General features: G+C 64.1%; 19 protein-coding genes. 10 read left to right on the top strand and 9 right to left on the bottom strand.

Annotated elements, in window-relative coordinates; genetic code table 11:
- Positions 1-89 precede the first annotated feature (89 nt).
- From C8C93_RS06025 to icd, 4 genes are all read right to left on the bottom strand, one after another.
- Positions 90-3,707 carry an EAL domain-containing protein gene (locus C8C93_RS06025; RefSeq protein WP_121506239.1) on the bottom strand — a complete coding sequence of 1,206 codons (3,618 nt, stop codon included), beginning with the start codon at positions 3,705-3,707 and terminating at the stop codon, positions 90-92.
- An 18-nt stretch (positions 3,708-3,725) separates the two neighbouring features.
- A complete protein-coding gene (locus tag C8C93_RS06020) occupies positions 3,726-4,121 on the bottom strand; it encodes a response regulator (RefSeq protein ID WP_055396057.1) in 396 nt (131 codons plus the stop codon).
- Positions 4,118-5,971 carry a PAS domain S-box protein gene (locus C8C93_RS06015; RefSeq protein ID WP_121506238.1) on the bottom strand — a complete coding sequence of 618 codons (1,854 nt, stop codon included), beginning with the start codon at positions 5,969-5,971 and terminating at the stop codon, positions 4,118-4,120. The genes C8C93_RS06020 and C8C93_RS06015 overlap by 4 nt, the downstream gene beginning before the upstream one ends.
- A 282-nt stretch (positions 5,972-6,253) precedes the next feature.
- Positions 6,254-7,513, bottom strand: coding sequence for an NADP-dependent isocitrate dehydrogenase (gene icd / locus C8C93_RS06010; RefSeq protein WP_055396054.1), 1,260 nt, complete (start codon positions 7,511-7,513; stop codon positions 6,254-6,256).
- A 199-nt stretch (positions 7,514-7,712) separates the two neighbouring features.
- Between icd and C8C93_RS06005 the strand changes: the two genes are divergently transcribed.
- Both C8C93_RS06005 and C8C93_RS06000 read left to right on the top strand, forming a co-directional pair.
- The gene (locus C8C93_RS06005) at positions 7,713-7,958 is read left to right on the top strand and encodes a hypothetical protein (RefSeq protein WP_055396052.1); all 246 of its coding nucleotides are present in this window, start codon (positions 7,713-7,715) and stop codon (positions 7,956-7,958) included.
- Between the two features lie 155 nt (positions 7,959-8,113).
- Positions 8,114-8,611 (top strand): DUF192 domain-containing protein, encoded by a 498-nt coding sequence (locus C8C93_RS06000; protein ID WP_055396050.1) that lies wholly within the window; start codon positions 8,114-8,116, stop codon positions 8,609-8,611.
- A 283-nt stretch (positions 8,612-8,894) separates the two neighbouring features.
- On the opposite strand, the gene C8C93_RS05995 is transcribed toward C8C93_RS06000, so the two are convergent.
- Positions 8,895-9,476 (bottom strand): superoxide dismutase, encoded by a 582-nt coding sequence (locus C8C93_RS05995; RefSeq protein WP_121506237.1) that lies wholly within the window; start codon positions 9,474-9,476, stop codon positions 8,895-8,897.
- Between the two features lie 210 nt (positions 9,477-9,686).
- A complete protein-coding gene (gene xseA, locus C8C93_RS05990) occupies positions 9,687-11,012 on the bottom strand; it encodes an exodeoxyribonuclease VII large subunit (protein ID WP_121506236.1) in 1,326 nt (441 codons plus the stop codon).
- A 352-nt stretch (positions 11,013-11,364) separates the two neighbouring features.
- On the opposite strand from xseA, the gene C8C93_RS05985 reads away from it, so the two are divergent.
- The 6 genes from C8C93_RS05985 (at position 11,365) to adk (ending at position 15,590) form a co-directional block, all read left to right on the top strand.
- Positions 11,365-12,009: a MotA/TolQ/ExbB proton channel family protein gene (locus C8C93_RS05985; protein ID WP_055396044.1), complete on the top strand. Its 645-nt coding sequence runs from the start codon at positions 11,365-11,367 to the stop codon at positions 12,007-12,009.
- A 106-nt stretch (positions 12,010-12,115) separates the two neighbouring features.
- Positions 12,116-12,550: a biopolymer transporter ExbD gene (locus C8C93_RS05980; RefSeq protein ID WP_121506235.1), complete on the top strand. Its 435-nt coding sequence runs from the start codon at positions 12,116-12,118 to the stop codon at positions 12,548-12,550.
- A gap of 5 nt (positions 12,551-12,555) precedes the next feature.
- Entirely contained in the window at positions 12,556-13,620 is a 1,065-nt protein-coding gene (gene lpxK / locus C8C93_RS05975) for a tetraacyldisaccharide 4'-kinase (RefSeq protein WP_121506234.1), read from the top strand.
- Positions 13,621-13,690: 70 nt separating this feature from the next.
- Complete coding sequence (locus C8C93_RS05970) at positions 13,691-13,873, top strand: Trm112 family protein (RefSeq protein ID WP_010458810.1); 183 nt, start codon at positions 13,691-13,693, stop codon at positions 13,871-13,873.
- The gene (gene kdsB / locus C8C93_RS05965) at positions 13,870-14,706 is read left to right on the top strand and encodes a 3-deoxy-manno-octulosonate cytidylyltransferase (protein WP_121506233.1); all 837 of its coding nucleotides are present in this window, start codon (positions 13,870-13,872) and stop codon (positions 14,704-14,706) included. The genes C8C93_RS05970 and kdsB overlap by 4 nt, the downstream gene beginning before the upstream one ends.
- Before the next feature lie 227 nt (positions 14,707-14,933).
- On the top strand, positions 14,934-15,590 hold the full coding sequence (adk, locus tag C8C93_RS05960) for an adenylate kinase (protein ID WP_121506232.1): 657 nt from the start codon (positions 14,934-14,936) through the stop codon (positions 15,588-15,590).
- Between the two features lie 122 nt (positions 15,591-15,712).
- Here the strand turns inward: adk and C8C93_RS05955 are convergent, their stop codons facing one another.
- From C8C93_RS05955 to C8C93_RS05945, 3 genes are read right to left on the bottom strand one after another with little or no spacing between them, the layout of a single operon-like run.
- The gene (locus tag C8C93_RS05955) at positions 15,713-16,183 is read right to left on the bottom strand and encodes a DUF6152 family protein (protein ID WP_121506231.1); all 471 of its coding nucleotides are present in this window, start codon (positions 16,181-16,183) and stop codon (positions 15,713-15,715) included.
- 24 nt (positions 16,184-16,207) lie between these two features.
- Positions 16,208-16,630: a hypothetical protein gene (locus C8C93_RS05950; protein ID WP_055396033.1), complete on the bottom strand. Its 423-nt coding sequence runs from the start codon at positions 16,628-16,630 to the stop codon at positions 16,208-16,210.
- 17 nt (positions 16,631-16,647) lie between these two features.
- Entirely contained in the window at positions 16,648-17,598 is a 951-nt protein-coding gene (locus tag C8C93_RS05945; protein WP_199726988.1) for an asparaginase, read from the bottom strand.
- Between the two features lie 89 nt (positions 17,599-17,687).
- Here C8C93_RS05945 and lexA point away from each other — a divergent pair, with 89 nt between their 5' ends.
- Together lexA and C8C93_RS24935 are read left to right on the top strand one after the other, a co-directional pair.
- On the top strand, positions 17,688-18,362 hold the full coding sequence (gene lexA / locus C8C93_RS05940) for a transcriptional repressor LexA (RefSeq protein WP_121506230.1): 675 nt from the start codon (positions 17,688-17,690) through the stop codon (positions 18,360-18,362).
- A gap of 173 nt (positions 18,363-18,535) precedes the next feature.
- Positions 18,536-19,024 carry a hypothetical protein gene (locus C8C93_RS24935; protein WP_147433732.1) on the top strand — a complete coding sequence of 163 codons (489 nt, stop codon included), beginning with the start codon at positions 18,536-18,538 and terminating at the stop codon, positions 19,022-19,024.
- The last annotated feature ends 125 nt before the right edge of the window (positions 19,025-19,149 follow it).

Below are 19,149 nucleotides of genomic sequence, written 5' to 3'. Positions count from 1 at the left end.
CTGCGATTGCTTTGCATTGGGCGTAGCGCCTCACCAGTGCATCACCCGCCGCTGCCCCGGCGCACCGCCAATTTCTCGGATTCAGTGGACTAGGAAGCTAGGAAGCGGGCTTCAAACACCTCGGCGGCCACCGGCCTGCTGAGCAGGTAGCCCTGGATTTCGTCACAGCCCAGCAGCGCGAGCCGGCCGCATTGTTCGTCCGTTTCTACGCCTTCGGCAACCACCTTGAGCCCCAGCGAGTGCCCCATGTTGATGATGGCGGAGACCAGCGCCTGCCCTTGCGGTCCGGTATCCATCCCCATGATGAAAGAGCGGTCGATCTTGAGGGTGTCAGCGGGCAGCGTCGCCAGGTAGCTCAGTGATGAGAACCCGGTGCCGAAGTCATCAATGGCAATCGTGATGCCCATCTCGCGCAGGGCGTGCAGGCTGCTGCGGCTGTGCTCCACATCCTCCATGACCATGCTCTCGGTGATCTCCAGCTCCAGCCCGGCCCCTGCGGCCGGGTCAAAGGCCAGCGCCTCGCGCACCTCGGCCACAAAGCTGCGGTGGCGCAGCTGCAGAAACGACACGTTGACCGCCACCCGCAGCGGCGCATGGCCGGCCTGCCGCCAGCGCTGGTTGTCTGCCAGTGCCTGCCCAAGCGCCCAGCGCCCCACGTCGTAGATAAGGCCGGTTTCCTCCAGGATGGGGATGAAAAGCCCCGGCGGCACCAGCCCCCGCTCAGGGTCGTTCCAGCGGATCAGGGCCTCTGCGCCTGCCAGGGCGCCAGTGGACAGGCACCGCTTGGGCTGGTAGTGCAGAACAAACTGCCCGCGCTCCAGGGCATCGCGCAGGCGGCCTTCCATGCCCAGGGCCTCGGCCACGCGGGTATTCATCTCCGACATGTAGAACAGCAGGCTGTCTGCCGATGCCTTGGCCTTGTTGACGGCGGCCTCCGCATTGCGCAGCAGCGTTTCGGCATCAGCGCCATCCATGGGGTACAAGGCCACGCCAGCCTTGGCGGCCATGCGCAGCTCGGTGCCGCCCAGCGCAAAGGGTGTGTCAAAACAGGCGCGCAGGAGGTAGTCCACCGCCATGGCCACCGCGCCCGCATCGCGTGCGTCGGTCACAGCGATGCCGAAGCTGTTGATGCCAATGCGTGCCACGTCGTACACATCGCGGCTGGCGTGCTGCAGCCGCTGCGCGACCTGCTTGAGGAGTTCGTCGCCCATCTGCCGCCCCAGCGTGTCATTGACAAAGCGAAAGCGGCTGATGTCCATCAGCGCAATACCCAGCAGAGGCCGTGTGCCCTCACGCGGGCGCAGGTGCTGGCCGGTGCGCTCCAGAAAAAGGGTGCGGTTGGGCAGCCCGGTGATTTCGTCGTAATAGGCGAGGTAACTCAGCCGGTCTTCCTTGTCGAGGTGGTCCAGGGCAAAACCGATGTCGCCGGACAGCTCTGTCAGCAGCTTCATCTCGGCCTCGTCGAAGAAGCCCACCTCGTCTGCCAGCAGGGCCAGTGTGGCGGCGACCTCCTGGCCCACCAGGATGGGCAGTACCGCAATGCTGGCCACACCCCGCTGGCGCAGTTGATCGCGCAGCATCACGCGCGGGTCGCCGCTGATGTCGTCGCACAGCACGGCCTTGCGAGTGCGAACCACTGCGGCGGCGAGGCTTTCACCCGGTGTGGGAACGTCAAACAAACCCAGTCGGTCGCGGATGTTGTGCACAAAATCGGCCTCTACGCCCGACAGCCCCACCGGCACCACCTGCTGCGCCGCGCGGTCCACGCGGCCGATCCAGGCGATGCGGAAATGGCCGTGCTCCACCGCAATGCGGCAGGCCTCGCGGAACAGTTCCTCGCGGTCGCGCACCCGCACGATCAGCGTGTTGATGCCGCTGAGCATCGCGTACACGCGGTTCAGGCGCTTGATCTTGCGCTCGGCCTCACGGCGCTCGGTAATGTCTTCACCGAGCGCGGCCACGCCCGTCACCTGTCCGCCCACAGAGCGCAGCACGGTGTTGTTCCAGTGCACCAGGCGCCGCTCGCCCGAGCGGGTGAGGATCTCGTTGTCGTAGTGCCAGGCCGAAGGCCGGTCCGCCAGCACATCGGCAAACACGCTGCGCACATTGCCCATCTCAGGGGGCACAAACATGTCAAACCAGTTGCGGCCAGCGATCTCTTCACGCTCCCAACCTGTCAGGCGCAGCAGGTAGTCGTTGCAATAGGTGATGCGCCCTTCGCAGTCGAGCATCAGCGAGATCATCTCGACCTTGTCGAGCATGTCATTGAAACGGCGGTCGCTTTCGTGCAACTCTTCCTCGGCGCGCTTCTCCCGGGTGACATCCTGGATGGTGTTGAACCAACGGCCCTGCTCGCCCCGGCCAGCCTCATCCTCCAAGGGCTCCATCACCTGGCGCAAATGCAGCAGTTCGCCATCTGCGCGCAACAGGCGGTAGGTGAAATCCAGGCGGGCGCCTTGCTGTGCAGCCTGCAGCGCATGCTGGCGGAACATGTCGCGGTCTTGCGGGTGTACCAGCGCCAGCCACTCGCGCGCGGACTTGGGCATGGCATCGGCCCCCAGCCCCAGCATATCCGGCAGCGTATCCAGCCAGCTCTCGAAAGCACCATCAGCACCGCTGATCACATGGGTGATTTTTGCCAGTGCCTGCGCCCTTCGCAGGCTGGCTTTGCTGGCGCGCAGCGCGTCCATGGCCCGCTGGCGTTCGAACACTTCCACCTGCAGTTGCTCGGCATGCTTCTGGATCTCGATATAAAGGCTGCCGTTTTCGTAGATACGACCCACCTGCGCGCCCAGGACGGCCAGGACTTTTTCATCGTCGGCCGTGAACGCTTCTTCCCCCTGCTTGTTGGCCAGGCAGATCCAGCCATAGGAGAACGAGAGCGAAGTGATGGGCGCAATCAAGCCGGAGTGCAGTGGCGGGTAGCCTGCAGGCAGGCCGATGTCGCTCGGCGCACCGCTTTCATTGACCAGCCGCTCAGAGCGGCGCGCAGCACGCAACTGCCCCAGAAGGCCGTGCGAGACCACGGGCAGGTCCAGCAGCCCGCTCAGCGCAGGCTCGATGCCGCTGGTGCACACGATGGAGGCATCGCTTTGCTTGCGCACCACACACAGCACCGCATACTGCGCCCCCACCAGTTCGCGCGCGCCACGGCATACATTGGCCAGCAGCACCTGCGGGTCGCGCTCGGAGGCCAGTTGCAGGTTCAGGTCGGTCAGGGCCGCCAGACGCCGGTTCATGGCCTCCAGCTCGGCGACGTTGCCCGTGAGCTTGTCCGTCATGAGCTGCAGGTGCCGGGTCTGAAAACTGTGCTCCATCGGGTGGAAGGGCTGCGGCGGCACCTGCGACAAGGCCCGTTCAATGGCCGAGGTGATGTCCTGTGGCTCGCAGGGCTTCACCAGCACCTGCGTCACCCCACAAGCCAGGGCCAGGTTGCGGGCCTCTTGCTCGCGGTAGTGCGCGCTGTAGAAGATCACCTGGGTTGCGGCGAGCTGGTGGTCTGTGCGCAGCTGGCGCACAAACTCGTACCCGTCCATGGTCGGCATCAGGATGTCGGAGATCACCAGATCGGGACGCTCGGCACGCACCAGGGCCAGGGCCTCGGCACCGTCTGCGGCCTCCAGGGCCTGGTGGCCACTGTGCCCGATGAGCGTGACCACCAGCGCACGGTTGGCCGGCAGGTCATCGACAACAAGGATCTTGGCCATGCTACCCGGGGTCCAACGTCAGGCTGCGCCCGGCGGCGCGTGGAATGAAGAACCCAGAAACGCCTCGACCTGGCTCACGAAGGTTTCGGGCGTGATGGGCTTGGACAGGTGCTCGTCAAAACCCACCTCAAGGGCCTTTTCGCGGTCACCCGGCATCGAAAAAGCGGTCACAGCCACCAGCGGCACCACACGCCACCCATGGTGCGAGCGCAGGCTTTGTGCCACCTCATAGCCATTCATCACCGGCATTTGCAGGTCGCACAGGATCAGGTCGGGCCCCTCGGCCAGCGCCAGCCCCAGGCCCAGGGCGCCGTTTTCGGCGGCCAGCACACGGTGGCCCGCGGCTTCCAGCAGGTAGGTGACGAGTTGCCGGCTGGCATCATCGTCTTCGATGACCAGGATGGTGGCTTTCATGCGCTGGTCTCCTGAAACTCCACAATGAACGTGCTGCCCTGCCCTTCGGCGCTCTCCAGCCCCACACTGCCCCCCAGCGCTTCGGCAAGCTTGCGGCTCAGGTGCAGGCCCAGGCCGGTGCCTTCGTGGTGACGCCGGTCGGCGCTTTCGACCCGGGAGAAGGCCTCGAAAAGCCGCGACTGCTCCTGCAGCGGAATGCCAGGCCCGGTGTCGCGCACCTGAACCTGCACAGTGCGCCCCTGGGCCGACAAGGTCTCCTCCAGCACCACATCCACACGCCCCTGCGGCGTGAACTTGATGGCATTGCCCACCAGATTGATCAGAATCTGGCTGAAGGCCCGGCGGTCGGTGTGCAACTGAACTGCCTGGGCGGGAGCATGCACATTAAACACCAGGCCCTTGCGCACGGCTTCGGGCTCCAGCGTGGCGGCGACCTCCGCAACAATGCTGCGGCAGTCAAGCAGCTCCTTGTGGAGCGACACCTTGTTAGCGCTGAGCTTGGCCACATCGAGCAGGTCGTTGATGAGCGAAAGCAGGTGCCGCGCCCCAGTCTGCACGATGCGCAACTGCTTGTCCTGCTCCGGGTTGAGCGGCCCCGGCAGCTGCATGAGCAAGGTGCCCGTGAAACCGATGATGGCGTTCAGCGGGGTTCGCAGTTCGTGGGACATGCTGGCCAGAAAGCGGTCTTTGACCAAGGCGGCATTTTCAAGCTCCAGGTTCTTGTCGCGCAAGGCCCGCTCGATCCGCTTGCGCTCCGTCACATCGCGGATCGCGCTGGAGACAAACAGTCCTTCTTCCGTCTCCAGCGGGCTCAGGCTGATCTCGACTGGAAACTCGGAACCATCCTTGCGCAAACCAAACAGATCAAGGCCCGCCCCCATGGAGCGGGAGCGTGGTTCGGCAAAAAAGCCGCGGCGGTGCTCAGGGTGCCGACCGCTGAAGCGTTCTGGCACCAGCAGCTCGATCTTCTGACCCAGGAGTTCGCTGCGGCTCCAGCCAAACAGTTTCACGGCCTGCGAGTTGACGAGCACGATGCGGCCGTCGCGGTCAACGATGACCATCGCGTCCGGCGCGGCTTCGAGCAGGTCCTTGAACTTCTGGTCGGCCCGCTTGCGGTCGGTGATGTCTCGGATCGCGCTCATCACCATCGCGCCTTCTTCGGTGTGGATCGGGCTCAGGCTGATCTCCACTGGAAACTCGCCGCCATCCTTGCGCAGGCCATGCAGCTCCAGCCCCGCCCCCATGGTGCGCGTGCGCGGCGCCCCAAAGAACCCGCTGCGGTGCCCCAGGTGCGCGCCCCGGTAGCGGTGTGGCAACAGCACCTCCACGGCCTGCCCTAGCAATTCGGTCCTTTCATAGCCAAACACGCGCTCGGCCTGGGAGTTGACCAGGACGATGCGGCCTGTCACGTTGACCATCACGATCGCATCGGGTGTGGATTCGAGCAGGTCACGGAACCGCGCCTCCAGCAGCTTGGCCTCGCGCTGGACCTTGAGCTGGGTGACATCCTTCTTGCTCGACAGAAAGTACAGCAGCTGGCCAGCTTCGTCGCGCACGGCCTTGGTGGACACGTTGACATGCACCAGCGATCCATCCTTGCGGCGGCGCACCGACTCGTGCACGGTGCTGCTCAGGCCCCGCAGGGCCTCGGCCCGGATCTCGTCTTCTTCGTGGGCCCGGTTCTCGGGAACAATGAGATCAATGAGGCGCCTGCCCTGAGCCTCTGCCGGTGCATAGCCAAAGATCGCTTCGGCAGCCGGGTTCCAGTTGAGCACCACCCCCTCAGGCGACAGCACCAGCAGCGCATCGGGGTTTTGCTCCCAATATGCGGCAGAAAAATCAGATGCCATGCAGAACTCCCTGTGGGGACCCATCCCTCTGCATCCCGTTGTTGTGTTTGTGTGCGACTGCGGATGCAAGCCCGTGCCATCGCCCGCGCGGGCCCGTGGCTGGACCCATCTTAGGCGGGAAGCCTCTCGATTGCCAACTCTGAAATGCCACAGCCAGTTCCGCGCCGCCGACCATCGGGGCAGTTTGGCCCTGGGCGGAGCCCTGCAGCCGCCAGACGACAAAAAGCCCCTGCACCAACAAGGGAACAGGGGCTTGCGAAACGGCGCAAAAGCCGCGCTGGCTTACATGTGGTCGATCATGACCTGGCCAAAACCCGAGCAGCTCACCTGGGTGGCTCCGTCCATCAGGCGGGCAAAGTCGTAAGTCACCTTTTTGGAGGCAATCGACTTCTCCAGCGAACTGATGATCAGGTTGGCAGCCTCGATCCAACCCATGTGGCGCAGCATCATCTCGGCCGACAGGATCTCGGAGCCGGGGTTCACATAGTCCTTGCCTGCATATTTGGGGGCCGTGCCGTGGGTGGCTTCAAAACAGGCCACCGAGTCGGACATGTTGGCGCCAGGCGCAATGCCGATCCCGCCCACCTGGGCTGCGAGCGCATCGGAGATGTAATCGCCATTGAGGTTGAGCGTGGCCACCACCGAATACTCGGCCGGGCGCAGCAGGATCTGCTGCAGGAAGGCATCGGCGATGCTGTCCTTGATGGTGATGTCCTTGCCCGTCTTGGGATTCTTGAGCTTGCACCACGGGCCGCCATCGATCAGCTCGGCACCGAACTCTTTTTGCGCCAGGGCGTACGCCCAGTCGCGGAAGCCACCTTCGGTGTACTTCATGATGTTGCCCTTGTGGACGATGGTCACGCTGGGCTTGTCGTTGTCGATGGCGTACTGGATGGCCTTGCGCACCAGGCGTTCGGTGCCCTCGATGGAGACGGGCTTGACGCCGATGCCCGAGGTGTTGGGAAAGCGGATTTTCTTCACGCCCATCTCGTCCTGCAGGAACTTGATGAGCTTCTTGGCCTTGTCCGACTCGGCTTCGAACTCGATACCGGCATAGATGTCCTCCGAGTTCTCGCGGAAGATCACCATGTTGGTCTTTTCGGGCTCTTTCAGCGGCGAAGGCACGCCCTTGAAATACTGCACGGGGCGCAGGCAGACATACAGATCCAGCTCCTGGCGCAGTGCCACGTTCAGCGAACGGATGCCGCCACCCACGGGCGTAGTCAGCGGGCCTTTGATCGACACCACGTACTCGCGCAACACCTGCAGGGTTTCTTCGGGCAGCCACACATCAGGGCCGTAGACCTTGGTGGATTTCTCGCCCGCATACACCTCCATCCAGTGGATCTTCTTCTTGCCGCCATAGGCCTTGGCCACCGCAGCGTCCACCACCTTGATCATCACCGGCGTGATGTCGAGCCCCGTGCCATCGCCTTCAATGAAGGGAATGATGGGCTGGTCCGGCACATTCAGCGACATGTCGGCATTGACCGTGATTTTCTGGCCTTCGGCAGGCACCTTGATGTGCTGGTAGCTGGTCATGGAAGGGATGTCTCCTGTGGAAGCTGAAGCAGATTCAGCAGATGGGGCAAAGCGCTCGGTAGCCAGTCAATTCTAATGACAATTTTTTGGGCAAAGTCCCTGCCAGCCTGCGCGCCGCTGCTATCGTTGCGGGCGAAGCCGTGCAGGTTTGCGCGGCTTCAGATCCTCTCTTTCAACCCCTTCACTGGAAACGGCATATATGAAAAAACTCCTCGCTGTCCTGGTGGCTGGTCTGTTGGGTGCAAGTGCTTTTGCACAGGCGCCTGCAGCCGCTCCGGCCCCCGCCCCTGCAGCCCCAGCGCCCATGGCTGCACCCGCTGCACCTGTAGCTGCTGCCCCGGCACCCGTCGCCAAAACCAAGGCAAAGGCCAAGGCCACCAAAACGGCCAAAAAGAAAACCACCAAGAAGGTCGCCAAGAAAAAGACCACCCACAAGGCAGCCTGACGCTGGCATGCAGCACCCTTAGCGGGGTCATGCACATTGCTTCAAAATCGCCCGCTACTGCGGGCGTTTTCTTTTTCCGTTCTTTTCCCTTCTTTTGCCCGCCGGTTCGGCGCCCCTTGTGCGGACGCTGCCCCCTTGTCCAGAAAGCCTTGCCCATGACCGCTTTTGCACTTGCCTTGCCTTTTTCCGCTGCCACACGGCGCACCGTGGCCGCCGCGCTGTTGACCGCTGCTGCGGGACTGCCGTTCACCACGGCCCAGGCCCAGGACGGCCCCCAGCTGAATTTGCAGCGTGTGGAACTGACCGCAGGCATGCACCGCATTGACGCCCAGGTGGCCGCCACGCCCCAGGAGCGCCAGACCGGCCTGATGCATCGCAAGGAGATGCCCCAGCACGAGGGCATGCTGTTTGTGTTTGAACAACCCGCGCAGCAGTGCTTCTGGATGAAGAACACGCTGCTGCCGCTCACAGCAGCGTTTGTGGATGACGACGGCACCATCGTGAACCTGGCCGACATGAAGCCCCAGACGCTGGATTCGCACTGTTCGGCAAAACCGGTGCGCTACGTGCTGGAGATGAACCAGGGATGGTTTGCCAAGAAAAACATCAAGGCAGGCGCCAAGCTGGGTGGAGCGCTGTTCAGCCGCAAGTGACGCAGGACCACCCAGGGACTTGCGCAGATCGGGATGCCACAACCCCATAGGCCTTGGCCCTGGGCCCTGCCGCTTGCCCGAGCGCTGTCTTGCCGACATCGCACTCCCAGTATCCGGGAGTGTAAATTACTATCATTTATATAGCTACCAGCGCTTATCCAGCAAGCGCCAGATGCCAAAAACGCCTCAAAGTCCCCAACAAAAAACGGCCCGAAGGCCGTTTTTTGTTGCCCGCAGACCTCAGTCCATCAGGACAGGTCACTCGCGGGGCGCGGATCGCGCATCAGGCGAAGTTGGCTTCGGCAAACTTCCAGTTCACCAGCTTGTCGAGGAAGGTCTCAACGAACTTGGGACGCATGTTGCGGTAGTCGATGTAGTACGCGTGTTCCCACACGTCCACGGTGAGCAGCGCCTTGTCGGCGGTGGTCAGCGGCGTGCCGGCGGCGCCGGTGTTGACGATGTCAACGCTGCCATCGGCCTTCTTCACCAGCCAGGTCCAGCCCGAACCGAAGTTGCCCACGGCAGACTTCACGAACGCTTCCTTGAAGGCTGCGTAGCTGCCCCACTTGGCGGTGATGGCTGCAGCCAGTGCACCAGAAGGCTCACCGCCGCCCTGGGGAGCCATGCAGTTCCAGAAGAAGGTGTGGTTCCAGATTTGCGCTGCATTGTTGTAGATGCCGCCGCTCGACTTCTTGACGATCTCTTCGAGCGTCATGGCTTCGAACTCGGTGCCCTTTTGCAGGTTGTTCAGGTTCACCACATAGGCGTTGTGGTGCTTGCCATGGTGGTACTCCAGGGTTTCCTGGCTGTAGTGCGGAGCCAGGGCATCGATGGCGTAGGGCAGCGGGGGAAGGGTATGTTCCATGGTGGTGTTTCCTTGTGGTTTGAAATTCCGGGATGCCATCTGCAACGCTTTTCTTTCCTGAGCAATGCAGTCGGACACAGCGCGAAGGGGGCATTGTAGGAACATCAGGTGACCTGTGCAGCGTGAGGCCACCCAGATCCGGTCTGCAGCACCACAAACCGCTGCTGTCCTACAGAAGCGCGCCTTCTACGGCGCCGCGACATCACCCCGTTACAGCAGTCGCGGCTGGGCCACCGTCACGTCCACCACGCCATCGGCCAGTGTGGCGCGCAGGGCATCGCCGGGATGGGCACGCCGCACGCTGGTCACGGCTTGGCCCTCGGTGTCGGTGAGCAGCGCGTAGCCGCGCTGCAGCACCAGGCGCGGGTCGAGCAGCTCCAGCCGCAAGGCCGCGCGGTCGAGCCGCTCGGCCTGCTGCACCAGGCGCCGTTGCATTTTTTGAGGGAAATCGGCCTCCAGCGCTTTCTGGGATTGCGCAAGCCGCTGCAATTTTAATAGCACTCCATGGCGCATGCGCTGGGCCAGGCGTGCCAGCTGCATCTGCTCACGCGCCACCAGGCCCGACGGGCGGCCTAGCCGCGCCGCCGCCTGGTCCAGCCGCTGGTGCCGGGTGTCGAGCTGGCGCTGCACGCCGTCGCTGATACGCCCAGCCAGCAGCCCGAGCGCCCCCAGCCACACATCGCGCGGCTGGGCCACCAGCTCAGCGGCGGCGGTGGGCGTGGGGGCGCGCAGGTCGGCGCAAAAGTCGGCGATGGTGAAGTCGGTCTCGTGCCCCACCCCGCTGATGAGCGGCACGGGGCTTCGCACGATGGTCCGGGCCAGTTGTTCGTCGTTGAAAGCCCAGAGATCTTCGATGGAACCGCCCCCGCGCACCAGCAAGATCACGTCAATGGGGGGATTTTTGGCCAAATCAGCCCCTGAAGCCTGTCCCGCTTGCACAAGCAGATACAGTTTTGATAGCGCCGCAACCAGCGAAGCAGGTGCTGCGGCGCCCTGCACCTGCGCAGGCACCAGCACCACCGGAATGTGCGGCACGCGACGGCGCAGCGCCGTGACCACGTCGTGAAGGGCCGCAGCCCCGGTGGACGTGACAAGGCCAATGCCACGCGGCTGCAAAGGCAGCGGGCGCTTGCGGGCGCTGTCGAACAAGCCTTCCGTTTCGAGCTGCGCCTTCAGGCGCAGGAACTGCTCGAACAACGCGCCCTGCCCGGCCCGCTGCATGCTTTCCACAATGAACTGCAGATCGCCCCGCGCCTCGTACACCGAAAGGCGCCCGCGCACTTCCACCAATTCGCCATCGCGCGGCGAAAAGTCAAGCAGGCTGGCGGCGCGGCGGAACATGGCGCAGCGCAACTGGCCGTTCGCGTCTTTGACCGAGAAGTAGCAATGTCCGCTGGATGCGCGCGAGAAGCCCGTGATCTCGCCGCGCACCGCGACAGGATTGAAGCGCGCCTCCAGAGCATCAGCAATGGCGCGGCATAGCGCGCCAACTTCCCAGACGCGCGGCGCCGCTGCGGGGCTGGGGCGCTCAAACATGAGAAACGGCGGGCGTTTGCGCCGCGCGCACCGCGCAAGTACTCCACAGAATCTGGCCAGCGGCGGTTACCACAGCCACATAACTAAAAACCGCCCGCAAAACACCAGAGCACGTACAAGTTATTGATTTATATAGCTTTTTCATTGCGCAATTTTTCATCAATCTGTTGCAAGCACGGCGTGGCGCCACTTTGCGTGGCCTGGAACAGTGGTTGCCCACAAAGTTATCCACAGATTTTGTGGGTGAGCAGATGGCGCGACGGCGCGCACAGCAACGTAACGGTTTGTGACGAGGTGGGCCCTGCAAGCTGGGCCATAATCGCCGATTGCTTTCATCTGCGCGGAGAGAGATTTGCTGTCCATCATACAAGCCGCAGGCTGGCCGATCTGGCCCCTGATTGCGTGTTCCGTCCTGGGAATGGCGCTGATTTTTGAACGTTTCGTGGCCCTCAAGACGGCCCGTGTCGCCCCCCCGAAATTGCTCGATGAAGCCATTACGGTCTCGTCCAAGGCCGTGCCCACCCCCGACGTGGTGAACCAGTTGGCGCAAAACTCCGCCCTGGGCGAGGTGCTGGCCAGCGGCCTGCGCACCCTCAACAGCAACCCCCAGTGCAGCGAGACCGACCTGCGTGCCGCCATGGAAGGCGCAGGGCGCGCTGTGGCGCACCGACTGGAAAAATACCTGTCGGCACTGGCCACCATCGCCTCGGCCGCTCCCTTGCTGGGCCTGCTGGGCACGGTGATCGGCATGATCGAGATCTTTGGCTCGCAGGCCGGCAGCGGTGGCGTGGGCCAGGCCATGGGTGGCGGCAACCCGGCCCAGCTGGCGCATGGCATCTCGATCGCGCTGTACAACACGGCTTTTGGCCTCATCGTGGCCATCCCGGCGCTGATCTTCTGGCGCTACTTCCGCGCCCGGGTGGATGCCTATCTGCTCACCTTGGAGTTGGCTTCGGAACAATTTGTGCGCCACATCCTGCGTTTGCGGAAGAAATGACGCCCCCACGGTCCGCCCGCTGCGAGTGGCTCCCTGCCCCCCAAGGGGGCCGCGTTTTGCCTTGGGGCGGCCCGGCGGCAAAACCTCAGCCTGAAAGGCTTCGCCAATGAACTTCCGTCCCCGCGCCAAGGAAGAGCCGGAGATCAACCTGATCCCGTTCATCGACGTGCTGCTGGTGATCCTCATCTTTCTGATGCTGACCACCACCTACAGCAAGTTCACCGAGTTGCAGCTCACGCTGCCCGTGGCCGATGCCGAGCAGCAACGCGACCACCCCAAGGAAGTCATCGTGTCCGTGGCCGCCGACGGGCGCTACGCCGTCAACAAGACGGGCGTGGACGGCAAAAGCGTGGACGCGATCGCGCAGGCCTTGCGCAGTGCCGCCACAGCGGGCCCGGGCAGTGTGGTCATCATCAGCGCCGATGCGATGGCGCCGCACCAGTCCGTGGTTTCGGTGATGGAGGCAGCGCGCCGCGTGGGCCTTACGCAGATCACGTTTGCCACGCAGTCTTCGGCTGCGGCGCGCAGCCCCAGCCGCTGACACGCATGGCTGCCCCCGGGCTGCAGCCGCCCTCGCCCAGCGCCCCCGCATTGCGGGGCGCAGCCCTCCCCCCACCCGCCTCCGGGCTCCAGAAAATCTGGCAGACACGCGGCCCGCTCGCCTGGGGGCTGTGGCCAGTCTCCCAGGTGTACCGCACGCTGGTCGGTATGCGGCGCGGGCTTTACCGCATCGGCCTGCTGAAGGCGGAGCACCCTGGCCGCCCCGTCATCGTCGTGGGCAACGTGATTGCCGGAGGCGCAGGTAAAACCCCCGTGGTCATTGCCGTTGTCCAGCATCTGCAAGGTCTGGGCCTGCGCCCCGGCGTGGTCTCCCGCGGCTACGGCCGCAGCACCACCGACTGCCGCGAGGTGACGCCCGACAGCCCCGCCCATGAGGTGGGCGACGAACCTGCCCTTATCGCGCACAACTGCCGGGTGCCCGTGTTTGTGGCGCCTCGCCGCATCACCGCCGCCCGCGCCCTGCGGGCTGCTTACCCGGACACCGACGTGATCGTTTGCGACGATGGCCTGCAACACCTGGCCCTGGCGCGCGATCTGGAGGTATGCATCTTCAACGAACAGGGCGTGGGCAACGGTTTCCTGCTGCCAGCGGGGCCCCTTCGTGAGCCCTGGCCACGCGCGGTGGATTTTGTGCTGCATGCAGGGACTCTGCCGCCTGGAAGCGACCCCACCCATGCCTATGGCCTGCAACGCCGACTGGCCCCCTATGCCTTGCGTGCGGACGGCACCCGGGTGCCACTGTCGGACCTGCAAGGCCAGCCGCTGCATGCCGTGGCGGCCGTGGCACGCCCCGAAGTGTTCTTTGCCATGCTGCAGGCTGAGGCGCTGCAGCTGGCACACACGGAAGCCTTACCAGATCACTATGATTTTGATAGCTGGAACCGCGCATCTGACAAGCGCCACCCGCTAATTTGCACTGAAAAAGACGCTGTCAAGCTCTGGCAACACCACCCGGACGCGCTGGCCGTGCCCCTGCAATTGCACATCGACCCGGCCTTTTTCGCAGCGCTGGAGGTGCGCCTGCTGGCCTTGGGCGTCCACAGGCATTAATGATTCACCGCCCGGGCCGCCGCTATCATCCTTGCCTGCCCGAACGAACCTCCTGGAAAGCGCTGTCACCATGGATCCCAAACTGCTTGAACTGCTGGTCTGCCCCGTCACCAAAGGCCCGCTGACCTACGACCGCGATGCCCAGGAACTGGTCTCCCGCAGCGCTCGCCTGGCCTATCCGGTGCGGGACGGCATCCCGGTGCTGCTCGAAAACGAAGCCCGCACGCTCACCGACGAGGAACTGGAGCAGTGAGCGCAGCAACGGATCCCGGCACGCCAGGCGCTCCGACCGCGAGCGGTCGCTTCACGGTGCTGATCCCAGCGCGCATGGCATCCAGCCGCTTGCCCGACAAACCCCTGGCCGATATCGCGGGCCTGCCCATGGTGGTGCGCGTGGCCCAGCGTGCCGCCCAAAGTGCAGCAGCCCGCGTGGTGGTGGCAGCCGATGACCCTCGCATCCTGCAGGCCTGCGCCGCCCATGGCGTACAAGCGATACTGACCCGCGCCGACCACCCCAGCGGCAGCGACCGCCTGGCCGAAGCCTGTACCCAACTGGGCCTGGACGGGGACGACGTGGTCGTCAACGTGCAAGGCGATGAACCCTTGATAGACCCCGGCCTCATCGACGCTGTGGCAGCCCTCCTGCCCACCCGGACGGAGGCCAGCATGGGCACCGCAGCCCACGCGATTGCGTCACTGGCCGACTACACCAACCCCAACGTGGTGAAAGTGGTGCTGGACGCGCGTGGCCTGGCCCACTACTTCAGCCGCGCGCCCATCCCTTTTGCGCGGGACCATATGGGATTGGCCTGGTGGCAAGGTGCCGCCGAGGCGGCGGCACCCGGTGCAGCAGCCCTGGCGGGGTTCGCGCCACTGCGGCATGTGGGCATCTACAGCTATCGTGCGGGCTTTCTGCGCCAATTTCCTGCCCTGACACCCGCCCCCACCGAGGCGGTGGAAGCGCTGGAGCAACTGCGCGCCCTGTGGCACGGCCACCGCATTGCGGTTCACCTGGCCAAAGCGGTCCCTGGCCCGGGCGTGGATACGCCCGAAGACCTGGAACGGGTTCGCCGCCTTTTCCGATGAGGAGCGGGCCGGTGGCGCGCGCCGCGCCGGTCCGCCGAATGCCCCGGCTATCCACCCTGCGACACCCCTGCCCAACCCGGTGCAGCATGTAAGTCAGCGCAAGGGAGTCGCATGCTATCCTCGACCGCAACGAGAGCACCGCATCCCGGGCGCACAGAACGGCTTCAGGCGCCCTTCGAACGTCCCCGCCAGCGGCGCCAACCGATTTCTAACCTTCGAGGACTTCCATGAGACTGATTTTGTTGGGCGCGCCTGGCGCCGGAAAGGGCACGCAAGCCACGTTCATCTGCCAGAAATACGGCATCCCCCAGATCTCCACCGGCGACATGCTGCGCGCAGCCGTCAAGGCCGGCACCCCTCTGGGCCTGCAGGCCAAGGCGGTGATGGATTCGGGCGCCCTGGTCAGTGACGACATCATCATCGGTCTCGTCAAGGAGCGCATCACGCAAGCAGACTGCGCCAACGGTTTCCTGTTCGACGGCTTCCCCCGCACCATTCCCCAGGCCGATGCCATGAAGGCAGCGGGCGTCAAGCTCGACTACGTGCTCGAAATCGATGTGCCTTTTGACGCCATCATCGAACGCATGAGCGGCCGCCGCTCGCACCCCGCCAGCGGCCGCACCTACCATGTCAAGTTCAACCCGCCCAAGGTGGAAGGCAAGGACGACGTGACGGGCGAAGAGCTGATCCAGCGCCAAGACGACAAGGAAGAAACCGTCAAGAAGCGCCTGCAGGTCTACAGCGACCAGACGCGCCCGCTGGTGGACTACTACAGCAACTGGGCCCAGGCCGAACCCGAGCTGGCCCCCAAGTACCGCGCCATCAGCGGCACGGGCAGCGTGGACGAGATCACGGCACGCGCACTGCAGGCACTGGCCAGTTAAGGCACGGGGCTATCGCCCCTTACAACCAGCGACGCCATGGCAGCATGGCGTCGCTTTTTTTATGCGGTGCAGGGAACAGTTTCAGGTCTTTCGCATGGCTATCCCCGGGCCATACCGATGGCTCAGGCTGGGCTGGAGCGTAAGCCGTAGGCTTTGCCATCCACAAACAGGTATTCCGCCCGCAGCACCGCGTCGCCCTTCTCTTCGCGCAGGGTAAAGCCCACCACCGATACCGCAGTGCCGGGTTTGATCTCCTGCACCTGCCAGGCCTGCATGCGGGTCAGGGGCGCCAGCTCCACCTCCCAGCGGCGGTCTTTGCGGGTAGGCAAAACCGTCTTGGCCAGCAAGGCCTTGCCATCCACGGGGGACACCTGCGCAGGCACCACACGCTGGGCCAGATCCGCAGGCAGCTTCAGCTCGGCAGGTGTCTCCAGCTCCAACTCGGCGTGTGGGTTTTGCCAGCGCACTTTGCGCACGGTGCCTTCCAGGTAGATGGGACGGTCGGGGTCAAAACTGCTCCACCCATGGTGGGCACGCGCGCCCCAGGGAATGGCCGTGGCGGCCAGGAGCACGTGGCGGCGTTGCAGGCTCATCGGTTCTCTCCTTGTCATGTCTGATCAGAGGTAAGCAATCCAGCGGCCACACACCACCACAGCCAGCCAGATCACGGTGGAACCCAGCATCTGTACCCGCGCCAGAGCATCCAGGCGAGCCAGGGAACCTCGCCCATGGAACCACGCGGCGTTGCAACCCGCAAGCATTAACAGCAGCATCTTCAAGGTGAATGCGCGGCTGGCGAGCAGTTCGGCAGGCTGTGTGGCAAACATCAAGAGGCCCGACGCCGCCGCCAGGCCAAAACCACACAACGCCAGCGACAGGCTGAGCCGCGCCAAGTCCTTGACGGGCAGCGCCGCCCCACGGCCAAACACCCGCAACTCCAGCAAGACCAAATTGCCCAGCAGCAAGGCAATGCCCACGATGTGCACCACCTCCAGCGCGGGGTAGGCCCACGCATGGGACTTAAGGGCTGCAAAAAACATCGGAGCGGCCTTGTTGCTCAGTGCAGCAGTTCGAGCATCAGCGAGATCCTGGCCTTCAAGGGGGATAGCCCTTTGGAGTCCGGTAATGCGTCCCCCGGCTTGGGCAGCACCTGCCCCTCAGGGCAGCGTGTGGACCGCACCACGCGCACACCCGCCTCCTGGGCACGCAGCAATGCGGCCTCCAGAGCATGGTGGATGGTGCCATTGCCCGTGCAGGCCACCACCAGCCCCTGGACCCCATCTCGCACCAGTGCGTCCACCATGGTTCCCGATGCGCCAGCGTGGCTGATGACCACTTCCACGCGGGGCCAGGCTGCGGCATTCACTACATTTTGAATAGCATTCAATGCTGGAACACCAGGCGCCAGGGGCCAATCCTGCACAAGGCGGACAGCCCCCTCCTCCACCCAACCCAAAGGCCCGGCCTCGCCCGAGTTGAACGCATTCACCCGGTAGGGGTGCACCTTCTGAACCTGCCGTGCCCCATGAATTTCGCCAGCGGCGACCGCCAGCACACCCCGTGCGCCGGGCGTGACCGCCACAGCAACAGCATCCAGAAGATTCTGAGGCCCATCGGGCGTGAGCGCCGTGGCCGGGCGCATGGCACAGGTCAGCACCACGGGTTTCGCGCGGGTGTCCAGCACTTCGTGCAGAAACCAGGCCGTCTCTTCCAGCGTGTCGGTTCCGTGGGTAATGACTACACCACGCACCTCGGGATCTTCCAGATGGTGCGCACAGCGCAGCGCCAGCGCCTGCCACACCTGGCCATCCATGTCCTTGCTGTCGATCTGGGCCACCTGCTCCGCCACCAGCACGCTCCGCGCGGCCTGCTGCAATCCGGGAACAGCTGCAAGCAGCTGCCCGACCCCTACCTGCGCAGCGGTGTAGCCGATGTTGTCGCCAGCCTGCGCGGACGTGCCCGCAATGGTCCCTCCGGTACCCAAAACCACAATTTTTTGCCCACTCACTTGCGTACTCCGAAAAACTGGTGAAAAATACAGTTACTGGATTAAAAAACAGTTGTCCATCACTGTAGCCGCCTCCACCGGAAACCACCATGCTCGACAACCCGAAACTCACTGCCCGCCAGCAACAAATTCTGGATCTCATCCAGACGGCCATTGCACGCACCGGGGCGCCGCCCACCCGTGCAGAGATCGCTGCCGAACTGGGGTTCAAGTCGGCCAACGCGGCAGAAGAACATCTCCAGGCGCTGGCGCGCAAAGGCGTGATCGAGCTGGTCAGTGGCACATCCCGTGGCATCCGGTTGCGCGGTGACACCGTGCGCTCCATCAATGCAGCGCGCGGCAACCAGTTCAGCCTGCCGATTCCCGGACTCTCACAACTGTTGCTACCCCTGGTGGGACGTGTGGCGGCAGGGTCGCCCATTCTCGCGCAGGAACACGTTGACCAAACCTACAGTGTGGAAAACAGCCTGTTCCATCACAAGCCCGATTACCTGCTCAAAGTGCGCGGTATGTCGATGCGCGATGCCGGAATCATGGATGGCGATCTGCTGGCTGTGCAGTCCACCCGCGAAGCCCGCAACGGCCAGATCATCGTGGCCCGCCTGGGAGACGATGTGACGGTCAAGCGCCTGCGCCGCACTGCGACCGCCATCGAACTGCTGCCCGAGAACCCGGATTACCCGGTCATCGTGGTGCAGCCCGGCGAACCCTTTGAGATTGAAGGGCTCGCCGTCGGCCTCATCCGCAACACCATGCTGATGTAACCACAGCGCTCCATCGCATTCACTCATGAATTAGTTCGTTAGCTGCCGCGCTGCAGGTGGCGGGCGTTTGGCGCACTGGTAAAACCAGTACGCCAGCCCTGCGGTGCCGGTTTACTTTGCAATCCTGCCTATGTCCAACCCCCGACCTTCGGAGTTTTCACATGGGAATTGCCTTGACCACCTTTTCTGCGCTCTCCAGCACTCTGCGTACCCTGACCCACTGGCTCCACACCTTCAAGGAGCCGTCTGCAGCAGACCTGCCAGCGCCCCGCCCCCATCCCGATGACGCGGACCTGGGCCGCAGGAGCGGATCAGCAGGCACTGACAAACCCCGCCATCCATCCAACATCCCCAGCCAACGTCCACCGCGAGGCAACTGGCCCTTTACGGTCAGCCCCCAGACACCACCCACCGGAGCCACCACGCGGTTTGTGGCCACCAATACCGATGCCCGGGCGTTCATACCGCCGCCTGCCGCTACCCGCGTTGCCGGTGGATCATCCAGATTGGCAGACGGCTCAGGCGGCAGGGCTGCCAAGGTCCTGCGCAGGGTCCCCACATCGGGCGGCTCAGGCCGACTGGTGATCGCCGGCCGCATGGCCGATGTGTGCGCCGAGCTGGACCGCCTGGCTGCATCCGAGGCGGCGCTGCAAGCCTGTTGAGCCCAAGGCATGCACCACCCAGCGATCCATTGACTGCTTTGCATATTGAGGGTGCTGCCTGATCGCTGTGGACAGCGCTTGTCGAGGTCGCCAACACTCCGTCACCAAAAGCCCCATCCTTTCCT

This window comes from Acidovorax sp. 93, from assembly GCF_003633835.1.
Classification (GTDB): domain Bacteria; phylum Pseudomonadota; class Gammaproteobacteria; order Burkholderiales; family Burkholderiaceae_C; genus Acidovorax; species Acidovorax facilis.
Note: the sequence above shows the minus strand (reverse complement) of the source record. Positions and strands in the feature narration are given on the sequence as shown.